The organism is Citrobacter sp. CK195 (assembly GCF_030333365.1).
GTDB classification, from domain to species: Bacteria; Pseudomonadota; Gammaproteobacteria; order Enterobacterales; family Enterobacteriaceae; genus Citrobacter_B; species Citrobacter_B koseri.
The window spans coordinates 1-15,295 of sequence record NZ_JAOWGB010000025.1; the positions used below are offsets into that span (position 1 = coordinate 1).

14 protein-coding genes and 1 rRNA gene are annotated in these 15,295 nt (G+C 51.0%); 2 read left to right on the forward strand and 13 right to left on the reverse strand.

The window, feature by feature from the left end; all coding sequences use genetic code 11:
* Window positions 1-82 (forward strand): 5S ribosomal RNA (gene rrf, locus OGX93_RS22360); the annotation flags it as partial.
* A 130-nt stretch (window positions 83-212) separates the two neighbouring features.
* Here rrf and OGX93_RS14215 read toward each other — a convergent pair.
* From OGX93_RS14215 to OGX93_RS14245, 7 genes are all read right to left on the reverse strand, one after another.
* The gene (locus OGX93_RS14215; protein WP_012135408.1) at window positions 213-971 is read right to left on the reverse strand and encodes an amino acid ABC transporter ATP-binding protein; all 759 of its coding nucleotides are present in this window, start codon (window positions 969-971) and stop codon (window positions 213-215) included.
* A gap of 7 nt (window positions 972-978) precedes the next feature.
* On the reverse strand, window positions 979-2,082 hold the full coding sequence (locus OGX93_RS14220) for an amino acid ABC transporter permease (RefSeq protein WP_024130997.1): 1,104 nt from the start codon (window positions 2,080-2,082) through the stop codon (window positions 979-981).
* A 9-nt stretch (window positions 2,083-2,091) separates the two neighbouring features.
* On the reverse strand, window positions 2,092-3,273 hold the full coding sequence (locus tag OGX93_RS14225; RefSeq protein ID WP_275147684.1) for an amino acid ABC transporter permease: 1,182 nt from the start codon (window positions 3,271-3,273) through the stop codon (window positions 2,092-2,094).
* A 69-nt stretch (window positions 3,274-3,342) separates the two neighbouring features.
* On the reverse strand, window positions 3,343-4,368 hold the full coding sequence (locus tag OGX93_RS14230) for an amino acid ABC transporter substrate-binding protein (protein ID WP_058668171.1): 1,026 nt from the start codon (window positions 4,366-4,368) through the stop codon (window positions 3,343-3,345).
* 433 nt (window positions 4,369-4,801) lie between these two features.
* Complete coding sequence (locus tag OGX93_RS14235) at window positions 4,802-5,023, reverse strand: putative periplasmic lipoprotein (RefSeq protein ID WP_286449099.1); 222 nt, start codon at window positions 5,021-5,023, stop codon at window positions 4,802-4,804.
* 269 nt (window positions 5,024-5,292) lie between these two features.
* The gene (locus tag OGX93_RS14240; RefSeq protein WP_286449098.1) at window positions 5,293-8,406 is read right to left on the reverse strand and encodes an efflux RND transporter permease subunit; all 3,114 of its coding nucleotides are present in this window, start codon (window positions 8,404-8,406) and stop codon (window positions 5,293-5,295) included.
* A gap of 11 nt (window positions 8,407-8,417) precedes the next feature.
* Window positions 8,418-9,575 carry an efflux RND transporter periplasmic adaptor subunit gene (locus OGX93_RS14245; RefSeq protein WP_047460889.1) on the reverse strand — a complete coding sequence of 386 codons (1,158 nt, stop codon included), beginning with the start codon at window positions 9,573-9,575 and terminating at the stop codon, window positions 8,418-8,420.
* Between the two features lie 406 nt (window positions 9,576-9,981).
* On the opposite strand from OGX93_RS14245, the gene envR reads away from it, so the two are divergent.
* Window positions 9,982-10,644 (forward strand): acrEF/envCD operon transcriptional regulator, encoded by a 663-nt coding sequence (gene envR / locus OGX93_RS14250; protein ID WP_153259026.1) that lies wholly within the window; start codon window positions 9,982-9,984, stop codon window positions 10,642-10,644.
* 52 nt (window positions 10,645-10,696) lie between these two features.
* Here envR and OGX93_RS14255 read toward each other — a convergent pair whose 3' ends face one another.
* The 6 genes from OGX93_RS14255 to prmA form a co-directional block, all read right to left on the reverse strand.
* Window positions 10,697-10,861, reverse strand: coding sequence for a DUF2556 family protein (locus tag OGX93_RS14255; RefSeq protein ID WP_047460895.1), 165 nt, complete (start codon window positions 10,859-10,861; stop codon window positions 10,697-10,699).
* A gap of 82 nt (window positions 10,862-10,943) precedes the next feature.
* A complete protein-coding gene (gene yhdJ, locus OGX93_RS14260) occupies window positions 10,944-11,828 on the reverse strand; it encodes an adenine-specific DNA-methyltransferase (protein ID WP_286449097.1) in 885 nt (294 codons plus the stop codon).
* An 86-nt stretch (window positions 11,829-11,914) separates the two neighbouring features.
* Window positions 11,915-12,211 (reverse strand): DNA-binding transcriptional regulator Fis, encoded by a 297-nt coding sequence (fis, locus tag OGX93_RS14265; protein WP_000462905.1) that lies wholly within the window; start codon window positions 12,209-12,211, stop codon window positions 11,915-11,917.
* A gap of 23 nt (window positions 12,212-12,234) precedes the next feature.
* Complete coding sequence (gene dusB, locus OGX93_RS14270) at window positions 12,235-13,200, reverse strand: tRNA dihydrouridine synthase DusB (RefSeq protein ID WP_047460900.1); 966 nt, start codon at window positions 13,198-13,200, stop codon at window positions 12,235-12,237.
* Between the two features lie 292 nt (window positions 13,201-13,492).
* Window positions 13,493-14,269, reverse strand: coding sequence for a carbonic anhydrase (locus OGX93_RS14275; protein ID WP_153257904.1), 777 nt, complete (start codon window positions 14,267-14,269; stop codon window positions 13,493-13,495).
* A 141-nt stretch (window positions 14,270-14,410) separates the two neighbouring features.
* Window positions 14,411-15,292, reverse strand: coding sequence for a 50S ribosomal protein L11 methyltransferase (gene prmA / locus OGX93_RS14280; protein WP_047460904.1), 882 nt, complete (start codon window positions 15,290-15,292; stop codon window positions 14,411-14,413).
* Window positions 15,293-15,295: the final 3 nt, after the last annotated feature.

Sequence of the window (15,295 nt, forward strand, 5' to 3'; positions counted from 1 at the left end):
CCATGCCGAACTCAGAAGTGAAACGCCGTAGCGCCGATGGTAGTGTGGGGTCTCCCCATGCGAGAGTAGGGAACTGCCAGACATCAAATCAAGCGAAGGGCCCGGTCGAAAGACCGGGCCTTTTTGCGTTTACGCGCCCTGAGAACTGCCGGATGGCGGCGGTGCCTTATCCGGCTCACGTTCCACCAGATAAGCGCAGCGCCACCAGGCAGTTAGTGAATGACTTGCGACAAGAACGCCCGGGTACGCTCTGATTTAGGATGGGCAAAAAACTCTTCCGGTGGCGCCTGCTCAACAATTTCACCACGATCCATAAAGATCACCCTGTCTGCTACCGTTCGGGCAAAGCCCATTTCGTGGGTGACGCAAAGCATTGTCATCCCGGACTGTGCCAGACCAATCATGGTATCCAGCACCTCTTTCACCATCTCAGGATCCAGCGCGGAGGTCGGCTCATCAAACAGCATAATTTTGGGCTTCATGCATAGCGAACGTGCAATAGCCACGCGCTGCTGTTGCCCGCCGGAAATCTGCCCTGGAAACTTATGGGCGTGCTCAGCGATGCGCACACGTTCCAGGTAATGCATCGCCAGTGCTTCAGCTTCTTTCTTTGGCATCTTCCGCACCCAAATCGGCGCCAGAGTACAGTTTTGCAGTACCGTCAGATGTGGGAAGAGGTTGAAGTGCTGGAACACCATACCGACTTCCTGTCTTACCCGCTCGATATTGCGAATGTCTTCATTGAGTTCAATACCGTCTACCACAATCCGTCCTTGTTGATGTTCCTCCAGATGATTAATACAGCGAATGGTCGTGGATTTACCCGAGCCGGAAGGGCCACACAACACGATACGCTCCCCCTGTTTCACGTTCAGATTAATGTCTTTCAGAACATGAAACTGACCGTACCATTTATTGACGTTTTCCAGCGTGATCATCGCGTCGGCAGGTTGAATTAATAATTGGCTCATAAAATCCTCAGTGCGGCGTACGCCCGGTGTTAAAACGTTTCTCCAGATGCTGGCTGTAACGCGACATGCTGAAGCAGAAAATCCAGTAAATCAGTGCGGCAAAAACATACCCTTCGGTCGACATCCCCAGCCATGCAGGGTCAACAGTTGCCTGCTGAACGCTACTGAAAAGGTCAAATAAACCGATAATGATCACCAGGCTGGTATCTTTAAACAGGGCGATAATGGTGTTCACCAGACCCGGTATTACCAGCTTCAACGCCTGGGGTAGAATGACCAGTCCCTGGGTTTTCCAGTACCCGAGCGCCAGAGATTCCGCGGCCTCATACTGCCCTTTCGGTAATGCCTGTAACCCTCCGCGTACGACCTCTGCGACGTAGGCAGACTGAAAAAGGATCACCCCGACCAGCGCCCGGATAAGTTTGTCGATACTGGTTCCTTCCGACATAAACAGCGGCAACATGACCGAAGACATAAACAGCACGGTGATTAACGGTACGCCTCGCCAGAACTCGATAAAGATAACGGAGAGCATCCGAACGATCGGCATATGAGAGCGACGGCCCAGCGCCAGCAAAATTCCCAGAGGAAGGGCACCCGCAATACCGACGGAAGCGATGATCAACGTGAGTGTTAATCCTCCCCATTGCCGCGTTTCTACCCGCTCCAGCCCGAAGAAACCGCCATACATCAGCCACCAGACAACAATGGGATAGATAACCGCCCATGCGGCGATATAGCGCCCGCGACGGGGCATTGCTTTCCAGAACATCGGCACAATGGAGGCCAGACCAACGAGTAATGCCAGGTTGATGCGCCAGCGTTGGTCATGTGGATAAAGCCCATACATAAACTGACCAAAACGTTCGTGGATAAATACCCAGCATGCACCCGCCTTCGTGCAATCAGCACGCGTCGAACCCACCCAGTTAGCCTGTAGAAACGCCCAGTTCAGCAAGGGGGGAATGAGTATCCACATGAGCCACAGACAAAAAAGGGTTAGCAGGCTATTGGACCAACTGGAAAAGAGATTTTTACGTACCCACAAAATTATGCGACCTGCGCCGTTATTGGCCGGGCGCATGGGATGAGACAGAAGAGCTTTTGTCATCATGGTTCCTTAGCGCTCAATCAGGGCGATACGGCGGTTATAAATATTCATCAGCAGGGAAATACTGAGGCTGATGATCAGATAAACCGACATGGTGATGGCGATGGTTTCAATGGCCTGACCCGTCTGGTTCAGTACCGTTCCGGCAAACAGGGAAACCATATCCGGGTAGCCGATAGCGGCGGCAAGCGATGAGTTCTTCACGATATTCAGATACTGGCTGGTCAATGGAGGAATGATCACGCGCAGTGCCTGGGGAATGATGACCTGACGCAGCGTTACCGGATTAGGGAGGCCCAGTGAACGCGCGGCTTCATGCTGGCCGTGGGGAACCGCCTGGATACCGGAACGGATGATCTCAGCAATAAATGCCGAGGTGTATACCGAAAGCGCCAGCGTCAACGCAGCCAGTTCTGGAATTAATGCCATTCCTCCCCGGAAGTTAAACCCGCGTAACTCAGGCACATCCCAGTGTAGCGCCGCGCCAAATAGCCACTGAGCGACAGCCGGCAATAGCACGATGAGCACCAACGCCGTAGGCCATGTTCGGCGCAATTGCCCCGTCTTAATCTGGTGCGTTTTATTGAAGCGAAAGAGCCCAGTGGAGATGACGATCGCCAGAAGGATTGCCACACAAAAAGCGATAACGCCTTCACCCAGCTGTGGTGCCGGAATATAAAGTCCCCGATTACTCAGAAAAACCAAATCCAGCGCGTTGACCGCCTGCCGTGGCCCGGGTAAATTACGCAGGACGGCAAAGTACCAGAAGAAGATTTGCAGCAATGGCGGAATATTGCGAAAGGTTTCGATGTAAATGGTCGATAACTTACGCAACAACCAGTTATCCGACAGGCGTGCAAGGCCGAGGAAAAAACCTAAAAATGACGCAAAAACAATACACAGTGCGGAGACCAGCAGGGTATTGAGCAAGCCGACCAGAAAGACGCGGCCATATGTATCCCCTTGCTCGTAGTCGATCAGGTGCTGAACAATACCGAACCCGGCGCTGCGATCGAGAAACGCGAATCCTGAGGTAATCCCCCGGCTGCTCAGATTGTTAATCGTATTATGAATTAAATAGACCGCAACACTGACAACCGCAATAACGGCGAGTATTTGAAATAACCAGGCGCGGACCGCAGGGTTAGAAAAGGAGAGCATTCCTTTCACGGTTGAGCGGCGATGGGACATAAGAAAACCTCGGTAACCATAACTCTGGGCTGAGCGCCGCAGGTGCGGCGCCCGTTACATCACAACGGCTTAGCGTACGGGTGGTGCGTACTGAATGCCGCCGTTATTCCAGAGATTGTTCTGGCCTCGTTTGATCTTCAGCGGGCTTTCCGATCCCACGTTACGTTCAAAGATCTCCGCGTAGTTACCAACCTGTTTAATGATGTTGTAGGCCCATTTGTTATCCAGTTTCAGATCCTTACCATAATCCCCTTCTTTGCCCAACAAATGCGCCATGTCCGGTGTTGCCGGATTCGCCGCTTTCTCATCTACGTTCTGCGAGTTAATCCCCATTTCTTCAGCATTCAGCATAGCGAACAGCGTCCAGCGGACGACGGAGAACCACTCATCATCACCACGGCGCACAACGGGGCCCAGAGGCTCTTTTGAGATGACTTCAGGCAAGACGATCCATTCGGCAGGGTCGCTCAGCTTGATTCGCAGGGCATATAACTGAGACTGGTCAGAAGCCAGCGTGTCACAGCGGCCCGATTCCAGCGCTTTGGCTGACTCATCAGAGCGATCAAAAGTGACCGGGGTGTATTTCATTTTGTTGGCTTTAAAGTAATCGGCCACGTTCAGTTCGGTATCCGTGCCAGCCTGTATACAGACGGTGGCGCCGTCCAGCTCTTTAGCGCTTTTTAACCCCGCTTTGTTATGCGTCAGGAAACCAATCCCGTCGTAATACGTCACGCCAGTGAATGACATGCCCATACCTGCGTCGCGTGAAGAGGTCCAGGTTGTATTACGGGATAACAGATCGACTTCGCCGGATTGCAAGGCGGTGAAGCGTTCCTTTGCAGTGAGTGGGGTATATTTTACTTTTGTATCATCGCCAAATACGGCTGCGGCAACGCCACGACAAACATCGACGTCAATACCCGTGAATTTACCGCTTGCATCTGCATAAGAAAAACCAGGCAGGCCGTCACTGATCCCACATTGTACGAATCCTTTTTTCTTTACGGCATCCAGTGTTGCGCCAGCATACGCCTGATTTGCAACAGCAAGCAGCACGCCGACCGCAGCCAGGCTGGCTATCATCATCTTTTTCATAATGCATCCTGTGTGGAGAAATTATCGTTATAGAGAGACGTTCTGGAACGTCTTTACCTGTCTGTGGCTTTGGCCATACTCTTTTAAGCAAAGGTAGTGCCAGGTTTTGCGAACGAATGCTCGACGCAATATGCAGAGTGTAGACAGGAAAAAATAAATGCAGCGCCCTGAAATGGTGCGAAAATGAAACGTAAGCCACATTTTGGAGCAAAATATTTAAATTTACGGGCGCTGTGCGGAATAACGATTTCGCCCGTTAATATCGGCAGGATAAGTATGATAAATGCAGTTTCACTAAGACAGAATAATGAAAAGCGCCAATCTTATAGAGTAGATATGTGAGAGAAATCTATAATTAATGATTAATAATAAGTCGATTATCCAGAGCTTTGCCTTATATTAAAAGCGCGGGTTGCCGCGCTTTTAATAAAACCTATTTCGTCAGGGCAACAATCCCCAGCGTCAGGCCTGCGACAGCGGTTGCACCACCGGCAATCGCCCCCGCTGTTTCCCAGTTATCCTGCGTGGTGCCCTTCATACAGGTATTGGTATGAACCAGACGACCCTGGTCGTCATAAACCGGAACGCAAGGAGAGTCATGCGCACACCCCGCCAGCAAGGTTGTGAGCAATGCAACAGGAATTAATCTTTTCATGGTGTTACCTCAAAAATAAACGTTTCGCTACATCCAGCAAAGTCGAATGCTCCGCTAGCTGCGAACCCGGCGCTATTTTATCACGTCTTAAAAAGACACCCGCATATGGAATAATTTCAATTCATGTGGATTGTAAAAATAATGGAGAAAAGGATGGCTAAGCGGTGCATGTCTGGCAAATAGCAGGGAAAATAAATGACTATCTTTTTAATACATAAATGGATAATTATTTTGGAAAAAGGCGCCCGAGGGCGCCGTAATTTTAGTGGTTAATCATGATGCCGGTTAAAACGACGTCTCACGACCACAAAGAAGACCGGAACGAAGAAGATTGCCAGCAATGTCGCCGTCAGCATTCCTCCCATAACCCCTGTTCCCACCGCATTTTGTGCGCCACTGCCTGCGCCATGACTGATAACCAGCGGCATAACGCCGAGGATGAACGCCAGAGATGTCATCAGGATTGGGCGTAAACGCATACGCGACGCTTCAAGCGTTGCCTCAATCAACCCTCGTCCCTCTTTCTCCATCAGATCTTTGGCAAACTCCACAATCAGGATGGCGTTTTTAGCAGAAAGACCAATGGTTGTGAGCAGGCCAACCTGGAAGTAAACGTCGTTATTCAGTCCGCGAAGCGAGGCGGCCAGCAATGCGCCGACCACACCGAGCGGTACGACGAGCATAACGGAGAACGGAATGGACCAGCTTTCATACAATGCAGCCAGGCAAAGGAAGACCACAATCAGTGAGATTGCATACAACGCCGGAGCCTGGTTGCCGGAGAGGCGCTCCTGATACGACATGCCTGTCCAGTCATGACCAATACCGTTCGGTAATTTTGCCGCCAGGCTTTCCATTAATGCCATCGCTTCCCCGGTACTTCTGCCGGGCGCCGCTTCACCCAACAGCTCCATTGAAGGCATACCGTTGTAGCGTTCCAGACGTGGTGAGCCGTAAATCCACCGTGCCGAACTGAAGGTGGAGAACGGAACCATTTCACCGTTTGCACTACGGACATACAGATTGTTGATGTCACCGGGCAACATGCGGAACGGCGCATCCGCCTGGACATAGACTTTCTTCACTCGTCCATGATCGATGAAATCATTCACGTACGTGCCGCCAAGCGCGGTGGAAATCGTCTGGTTGATGTCTGACAGGCTGACTCCCAGAGCCTGTGCTTTTTCCTGATCGACATCCAGCTTGAACTGTGGCGTATCTTCCAGTCCGTTAGGGCGTACGCGAACCAGCAGGTCAGGATGCTCTTTTATCATACTCAGCAACTGGTTCCGGGCTTTGGTGAGCTCCGTGTGACCCAGGTTCGCCTGATCGATCAGTTCAAAGTCAAACCCCGTTGCCGTACCCAGCTCAATAATCGCGGGCAGGTTGAACGGGAAGACAAGACCATCTTTTATCTGGCTGAATGCCCTGGTTGCGCGGGCAACGATCGCTTCTACGCCATTTTCTTCGCCGGGGCGTTCTTCCCAGGGCTTCAGGCTAATAAAGACGATACCGGAGTTCTGCCCCTGTCCGCTAAAGCTAAAACCATTCACGGTAAAGACGGATTCAACGTTGGCTTTTTCCTGGTTCAGATAGTAGTTCTGAATCTGATCCAGCACCTGCTGCGTACGCGTCTGCGTCGCGCCAGCCGGTAACTGCACCATCGTCATGAATACGCCCTGATCTTCTTCTGGCAGGAAGGAGGTGGGTAAGCGCAGGAACAAAATGGCCATGCCGCCGACGATAAGGACATACAGCAGCAAATAACGCCCGGTCTTGCGCAAAATACCGCTGACGCTGTTACTGTAGTGCCCGACGCTTTTATCAAACAGCGTGTTAAACCACCCGAAGAAGCCACCTTTCTTTTCATGGTGATCGGCAGACACTGGCTTAAGCAGCGTGGCGCAAAGCGCAGGCGTCAGGATGAGCGCAACCAGTACAGAAAGCGCCATTGCAGAAACGATAGTCAGCGAGAACTGGCGGTAAATCGCGCCGGTTGAGCCGCCAAAGAAGGCCATCGGCACAAATACGGCGGAAAGCACCATCGCGATCCCCACCAGCGCGCCCTGAATCTGCGACATTGATTTCTGGGTCGCTTCTTTGGGCGGTAGCTTTTCTTCCACCATCACGCGTTCGACGTTTTCCACGACGACGATAGCGTCATCGACCAGCAAGCCGATGGCGAGCACCATCCCGAACATTGTTAACGTATTAATAGAGAAACCGAACGCCGCCAGGATGGCGAATGTACCCAGCAGTACAACCGGCACAGCAATGGTCGGTATCAACGTCGCGCGTATGTTTTGCAGGAAAAGATACATGACCAGGAAAACGAGGATGATCGCTTCAAACAGCGTTTTCACTACTTCATGAATCGATATTTTCACAAACGGCGTGGTGTCATACGGGTAGACCACTTTCAACCCTTGCGGGAAGAAGGGCTGTAGTTCCGCAAGCTTCGCTTTAATGGCCGCCGCCGTGTCCAGCGCGTTCGCGCCGGTTGCCAGCTTAATACCCAGGCCTGTCGCCGCCTGGCCATTAATCTTCGTCACCATGTTGTAGTTTTCGCCGCCAAGTTCGATGCGGGCCACATCTTTAAGATGGACCATCGAACCATCCTGATTCACTTTCAGCGTGATGCGGCCAAACTCTTCAGGCGTTTTCAGTCGTGTTTGCGCGATGATAGAGGCGTTAAGCTGCTGTCCCGGGATGGAAGGCGTCCCGCCCAGTTGGCCTGCGGCAATCTGGTTGTTCTGCGTTTTCAGCTGGTTAATAACATCTAACGGCGTCAGTTGGTATTTGTTTAACGCATTGCTGTCGAGCCAGATACGCATCGCGTACTGTGCGCCAAACAGTTGGACGTCGCCGACGCCGGATGTCCGGCTGATGGTATCTTTAACGTTAGACGCCACATAATCGGAAATATCATCCTGCGTCAGGTTCTTATTGTCGGAAACAAAACCGGCCACCAGAAGGAAGCTACTGCTTGATTTCTCGACGCTGATACCTTGCTGCTGTACTTCCTGCGGCAACAAAGGCATGGCCAGTTGCAGTTTATTTTGTACCTGAACCTGCGCGATATCCGGGTCGGTGCCGGACTGGAACGTCAACGTAATAGTTACGCTACCGGACGAGTCGCTGGTGGACGACATATACATCAGGTTATCGATACCGTTCATATTCTGTTCGATAACCTGCGTTACGGTATCCTGCACCGTTTGCGCGTCCGCTCCCGGGTAGGTTGCGGAAATCGCAACGGCGGGCGGCGCGATGGTCGGGTACTGCGCAACGGGCAGCTGCATGATCGCCAGGGCGCCAGCCATCATGAGAATGATGGCCAGAACCCAGGCAAAAATCGGGCGATTAATAAAAAAGTTTGCCATGTCCGGTTACCTTATTGCGCTGCATTCGCCGCAGGGGCATCGGTGGTGGCTTTAACCTGTTCGCCCGGGCGGGCTTTCTGCAAGCCGCTGACGATAACTTTGTCGCCCGGTTGCAACCCTTTGCTGATTAACCATTTATCGCCGATCGCCTGAGTAGCGATAACGTCGCGCGCTTCAACCTGATCTTTATCATTGACGATCATCACCATCGCATCGCCACGCGGCGTACGCGTTACGCCCTGCTGTGGAACGAGAATGGCATTGGGCTGAATGCCTTCATCAATTCGCGCGCGGACAAACATACCGGGAAGCAGGGTGTGCTGAGGATTGGGGAAAACAGCCCGAAGGGTGATAGAACCGGTACTTTCATCTACCGTAACGTCGGAAAATTGCAGCGTGCCTTTCAGCGGGTACGCCTGACCATTTTCCATTACCAACTCGACGTTGCTGCGGGTGTTGTCTTTGTGCAGGCTACCCTGCTCGACGGACTGCCTGAGACGCATAAAATCGCTGCTGGACTGCGTCACATCAACGTAAATAGGATCAAGCTGTTGCACGGTCGCCAGTTCGGTTGCCTGACCATTGGTTACCAGCGCGCCTTCGGTGACACTGGATTTACCAATGCGGCCGCTGATCGGCGAAGTCACTTTGGTGTAGGCGAGGTTGATGCGCGCGCTTTCTACTGCGGCTTTTGCGGCGATAACGGCGGCATCGGCCTGACGAGCATCGGCGATGGCCTGGTCGTACTCTTGTTGGCTAATGTATTTTGTGCCAACCAGCGGAACGTAGCGTTTAACCGTTAAGTGTGCAATGGCGGCGGCAGCTTCGCTTTTTGCCAGCTCGCCTTTGGCGCTGTCGTAATCAGCCTGATAAGTCGCCGGGTCAATCTGATAAAGCGACTGGCCTGCTTCGATATCGCTACCTTCGGTGAAATTCCTTTTCAGTACAATGCCGCTGACCTGAGGCCGGACTTCCGCAATACGAAATGGCGTCGTGCGCCCCGGCAGCTCGGTCGTCACCGCTAAGGGGGCCGATTCGACTACGTGGACGGTGACTTGCGGCTCAGCAGGGTGAGCTTGCGTATCTCCCTGATCGTTACAACCGGCGAGTAACGCAGCGGAGATTATGATGAATGAGGGCAGGAGTGCAAACCTGGCATGTTTCGTCATTACTGTTCCTTAGAAAACCGAAGCTCGTTATTTACCGGATAACGGTAAGGCGTTAACGCGCACAAATAAAATAGCAGTTGGCTATCCTACAAATTATCAGCTCGTGATGTAAGCAATACTTATTTCCGGTCGTCATGCACGGCACGTAAAAGCAAAAAAAGATTAATATCCTGTCGTTTCATAATGCGGTGGAAAAGTAAAACCCTGTCTTTCATTAACACAAATAGAAATATACATTCTTTTGGTGAATAGTTTTATTTGATTCATTTGTATTTATTATTTATTTGGATGTATTGTGCGTAATAATACACGAGGGATCTCGTTTAAATAAAAATGAAGTGATACATTTGCGCGTTATCCCTGAACAGTATTTACTGTCATCCTTCGGTTTCAGACACACTTCATTATGGCCAGGAAAACAAAAGCGGACGCCCTCAGAACCCGACAACACTTGATTGAAACAGCGATCGTACAGTTCGCCTTGCACGGGGTCGGCAGCACCACGCTAAACGACATTGCAGACGCCGCGAATGTTACGCGGGGCGCTATCTATTGGCATTTTGAGAACAAGACGCAGTTGTTTAATGAGGTATGGGGTCAGCAACCGCCGCTACGCGATCTCATTCAGGACAGGTTAACAACGTGTGGGGGCGATAATCCGCTACAGAATTTGCGTGAAAAACTGATTGCTGCTTTGCAATATATTGCTGAGGTGCCCCGACAACAGGCATTAATGCAGATTTTATATCATAAATGTGAATTTCATAATGATATGATATCAGAGCAGGATATTCGGGAAAAAATAGGCTTCAGTTATCAGGTAATGCGTGAAGCATTACAGCAATGTATGAATAAAGGACTGATTGCGACCGGTCTTGATGTCGAAGTTAATTTAATTGTGCTTCATGGCAGTTTTAGCGGGATCGTAAAGAACTGGTTAATGAATCCTTCCAGTTATGATCTCTATAAGCAGGCGCCGCAATTAGTGGATAATGTATTAAAAATGTTAGTTCCGAATGGCAATGTGATGGTACTAACGCAGAATAATAACCCGGTCGGGGAAGCGTAACGGTTATCCCCAACTGTGCGTCAGCATAATTTGCATAGAACTGGCTGGCGTACTACTCAAGGTCGGCGCAGTTGACGAGTTTGAGCGGGTTAACCGAATTCATGTTGCGGCATTTATCGTATTCCGTTGTCATCAGTTCGATCCACTGCATGAGTAATGCGTCAAAAAGGAAAACGGAGACTGCGAAAACAACCAGCCACCAATACTTACGAATCATTGCCAAATCCTGTGTATTCATGCCCAAGCGTGCAAGGAATATACACGAAACAACGCGGCAGAAAAGCAGACTTACAATGCTTTTACTTCACCTGAGACGCATCCGTCATTTCGGCCATACGGCTCTTTTTGGACAGGTTTGTTGTCTTGCGCTTTTTCACCTTTGCCAGTTCGTTTTCCGCATAGTGAGAGGTGACGTTCAGCCTTCTGATGCCCATTTTTACGTATTCATTGTTGATTTCGATGCCGACAAATTTTCGCCCGGTTTCCACGGCTACGGCGCCCGTCGTGAAGCTTCCGGCGAAGGGATCTAACACCGTGTCGCCCGGGTTTGAGGAGGCCAGGATGATCCGGCTCAACAGCGCTCTGGGTTTTTGCGTGGGATGGTTCTCATACTCATCCATTAAGTAGCGGACGCGGGGAAAATCCCAGACGTTTCCGGGGACTTTTTGCGTGTTGTAGGGCTGGGGTGGATTTTTGCGGTAATCGATCAACGCTCTTTTTGCGCCGGTTTTGGTTTCAACCAGGATGTCATCACGATTAAACGTATAGTTCTTCGCATCTTTTACCATCATCAGGATGGGTTCATACATTGAGCCAAAATACTTTTTGGCCTGCACGCCTGAGCTGTCGTACGACCATATGATGCGGCTTTTGATATCGAACAGTTTCCTGCATTTGAGGTCGAGATAGGGCATGTTCTCTGTGCTGTTCATGATGTACATCGTGCCGTGTTTTTTCAGCACCCGATGGCACTCATCAATGCATTCAAACAGCCAGGTCAAAAAGGTCTCTTCGTCCCAGGACTCTACCAGACCGTCAAAATTTTTTCCGATGTTGTAGGGCGGGTCGGCAAAAATTAAATCGGCACTTTCCGGGGGCAGTTTTTTCAATTCTGAAAGCGCATCACCGTGAATGATCTTCTTCGATTCATCGCCAAAATATTGCGGCTCAAATCCGACATTCATGAACAAACTCCTGTCTGACGCGAATAAAAAAGGCGCTTCCCCATGCCGAGTAGCGCCTTTTTAAACAAGCAATTAGCTAATCGAAATTAGTTCATGCCGTATTTTTTCAATTTTTTACGCAGCGTACCACGGTTGATGCCCATCATCAGGGCAGCACGGGTCTGGTTACCACGGGTGTATTGCATCACCATGTCCAACAGGGGCTGTTCTACTTCAGCCAGTACCAGCTCATAGAGGTCATTAACATCCTGACCGTTCAGTTGAGCAAAATAGTTCTTCAGTGCCTGTTTAACCGAGTCACGCAGGGGCTTTTGAGTCACCTGATCCTGAGAGTTAACGGTAGAAACGGTCAGTACGTCAGAATTTACGCGTTGTTCGAACATAGTTCTGTCAGCTCTTTATTTCATTACGCAAAATTTTCGAAGTATGCCTCCAACGCCTCCAGCTGTTCGCTGGCATCCTCAATGGCGTTGAATGTGCGCCGAAACTGGTCATTTGGAGCGTGCTCCTGGAGATACCAGGAGACGTGTTTACGTGCAATTCGGTACCCTTTTGCCTGGCCATAAAAGTCATGCAGTTCCCGAACATGCGCGCAAAGCAAGCGCTTAACCTCTGCCAAAGGCAGGGGGGGTAGCAACTCCCCAGTGTCCAGATAATGCTGGATTTCCCGAAAGATCCAGGGTCTTCCCTGAGCTGCGCGGCCTATCATCAGGGCATCCGCCCCCGTATAGTTGAGCACAGCTCTGGCTTTATGCGGGTCAGTAATGTCGCCATTCGCGATAATCGGAATGGAAACTTTCTGCTTAACTGCCCGAATACTGTCGTATTCAGCATCTCCATTGAACAAACAGGCGCGGGTGCGTCCATGAATGGTCAGAGCCTGAATGCCACAGTCTTCAGCCAGTTGGGCAATCTCTACGCAGTTACGGTGTTCCGGGGCCCAGCCGGTGCGAATCTTCAGGGTGACAGGAACGTCCACTGCACTCACGACCTCGGTTAGTATCGACTTCACTAAATCCGGGTACTGCAAGAGGGCTGAACCTGCGAGCTTGCGATTCACTTTTTTAGCCGGACACCCCATATTGATATCAATAATCTGGGCGCCGCTTTCCACGTTAATACGTGCGGCATCGGCCATCTCAACAGGGTCGCTACCGGCGATTTGCACCGTGCGAACGCCTGGCTCATCAACGTGCACCATCCGTAAACGAGATTTGTCGCTTTCCCAAACCTGCGGGTTAGAAGACATCATCTCGGATACCGTCAATCCTGCTCCCATCTCATAGCACAGCGTCCGAAAAGGTCTGTCAGTAATGCCAGCCATGGGCGCTGCGATCAGGCGATTTCTAAGCTGGTATTGTCCGATGCGCATGAGTTAAGAAATGACCATACTGTGACTGCAAGGCGGCGTATATTACGCATTTTTTGCACGAGATGAAAGGCCAAACTTTGACCAATCCTCTGAGGTGGATCAAAGAATCGCAGTTAAGATGAACGATGAGAATTAATTAACTTTATAAATCATTGCGTTATAAAATGAGGCCGAATTTTTATACGCTTACAATTTTGCGTAACTTCTCATTTTTTCTTCTATGGCTGACGGCTGGACAACATAATCTGCTGATTTAACCAGCAGATTATCGTTTCATAGTGTGATCGCCGCCTCATTTCAGGACAGGATCGCGAAGCGTCGGTATCGACCATTCGTTAATGACGCGGCCATTCAAAGGCTGGACAGGGCGATTGTTGGCAGGGTGTATCGTATGGCGAAATTTTTCCAGTTGACCGGCAGAAAGCGTCATAGGCTGTTTCAGGACAATCCAGGTTACGCCTTCGCTACAGGGAGGCGTCGTTAATGAGCCGCTAAAACGCCAGTAGGTTCTGTCTTCCGGCAACAGCAGATTGATATCGACAGGGGAAAGCAGCGGTATGCTGTCGCCCGGAGTTGCCGGGATGGATTGCCATAAACGTTCAATTGCCTCATTTGGCTCACCGATATCAAACATGACGGCAACAACGGCAATCTCACCTTCCTGGTTTTTGTGCGTCAGGTGCAACTCCATCGCATAGTGTTTACCATTGATGGTATTTTCACTTGGGGCATGAAAATGAAATTCTGCTAAAGCATAAGGCTGATCGTCAATCTGAGCGAAAGCAGAAGAATAGGGGTTCATTGTTGCCTGAAGAGTGTGGTTAACGTTCAGGAGCATGTCGGCGCGATCGATGTACTGTACGTTAAGCGGCGGGAGCTGGATTTCATTCGTGGTGAGAATATCAACAGGGGACTGGCTCATCCCGGTCTGGCACAGTTTGTATGCTTTATTGATTTCACCCCAGTGCGCGGGAGAGGTGTCGCCTTCATAGCTCCAGTCAGTTGCCGAAACGGAAACGGGCATCATACAGATTGCCAGAAAGGCAGTGGTCAAAGAAATTAACTTCATGCATTTACCCGATGAATTGAAAACAACATAACATTATGTAAATCAATCAATTATAAAGAATATTGTATCGGTGACGAGCAGGAGAGGAAAGTGAATCGTGTGAAAAAGGCGTGGCCAGATGACCACGCCGGAAAGGACTGATTATTTTTTACGACCGGTAATGCGGCACCACTCTTCTTTCTCTACCACCGGGTCGAGCGTAAAGAGTTCGGTATAGGCTTCGCATACGCTTTCCGCCTGGCTGGCCAGGATGCCGGAAAGCCCCAGTAAACCGCCCTCAACGGGCAGTACGCTGATTAACGGGGCCAGTTCACGTAATGGGCCAGCCAGGATGTTAGCGACCACCACATCGGCTTTCATGGCTTCTGGCTGGTCTTTGGGGAGATAGAGCTCCAGACGCTCAGATACGCCGTTGCGCTCTGCGTTATCACGGCTGGCCTGGATCGCCTGCGGATCGATATCGATCCCGATAGCTTTCGCTGCGCCCAGTTTTAATGCGGCAATCGCCAGGATGCCGGAACCGCAGCCAAAGTCGATCACCGTCTTACCGTTCAGATCAAGCCCGTCGAGCCATTGCAGGCAGAGGGATGTGGTGGGATGCGTGCCGGTACCGAAGGCCAGACCCGGGTCCAGCATGACGTTGACGGCGTTCTCATCCGGTACATCGCGCCAGCTCGGGCAAATCCACAGACGCTCGCCAAAGCGCATCGGGTGAAAGTTGTCCATCCATTCGCGTTCCCAGTCTTTATCTTCCAGTTGCTCAATCTTATGCGCGAAACCCGCGCCCAGCAGCGGATGATGCTCAAGGATTGCCACCACCTCTTTCATGTCGGTTTCGGCATCGAACAGGCCGATAACGTCGGTATCGCCCCACAGACGCGTTTCACCTGGCAGCGGCTCAAATACCGGCGTGTCGTGCGTGTCCTGGAAGGTCACAGAGACCGCGCCGGTTTCCACCAGCGCATCGCTAAGTTCTTCGGCGTTCGTACCGGTCGTATTCAGTTTCAGTTGGATCCACGGCATGGC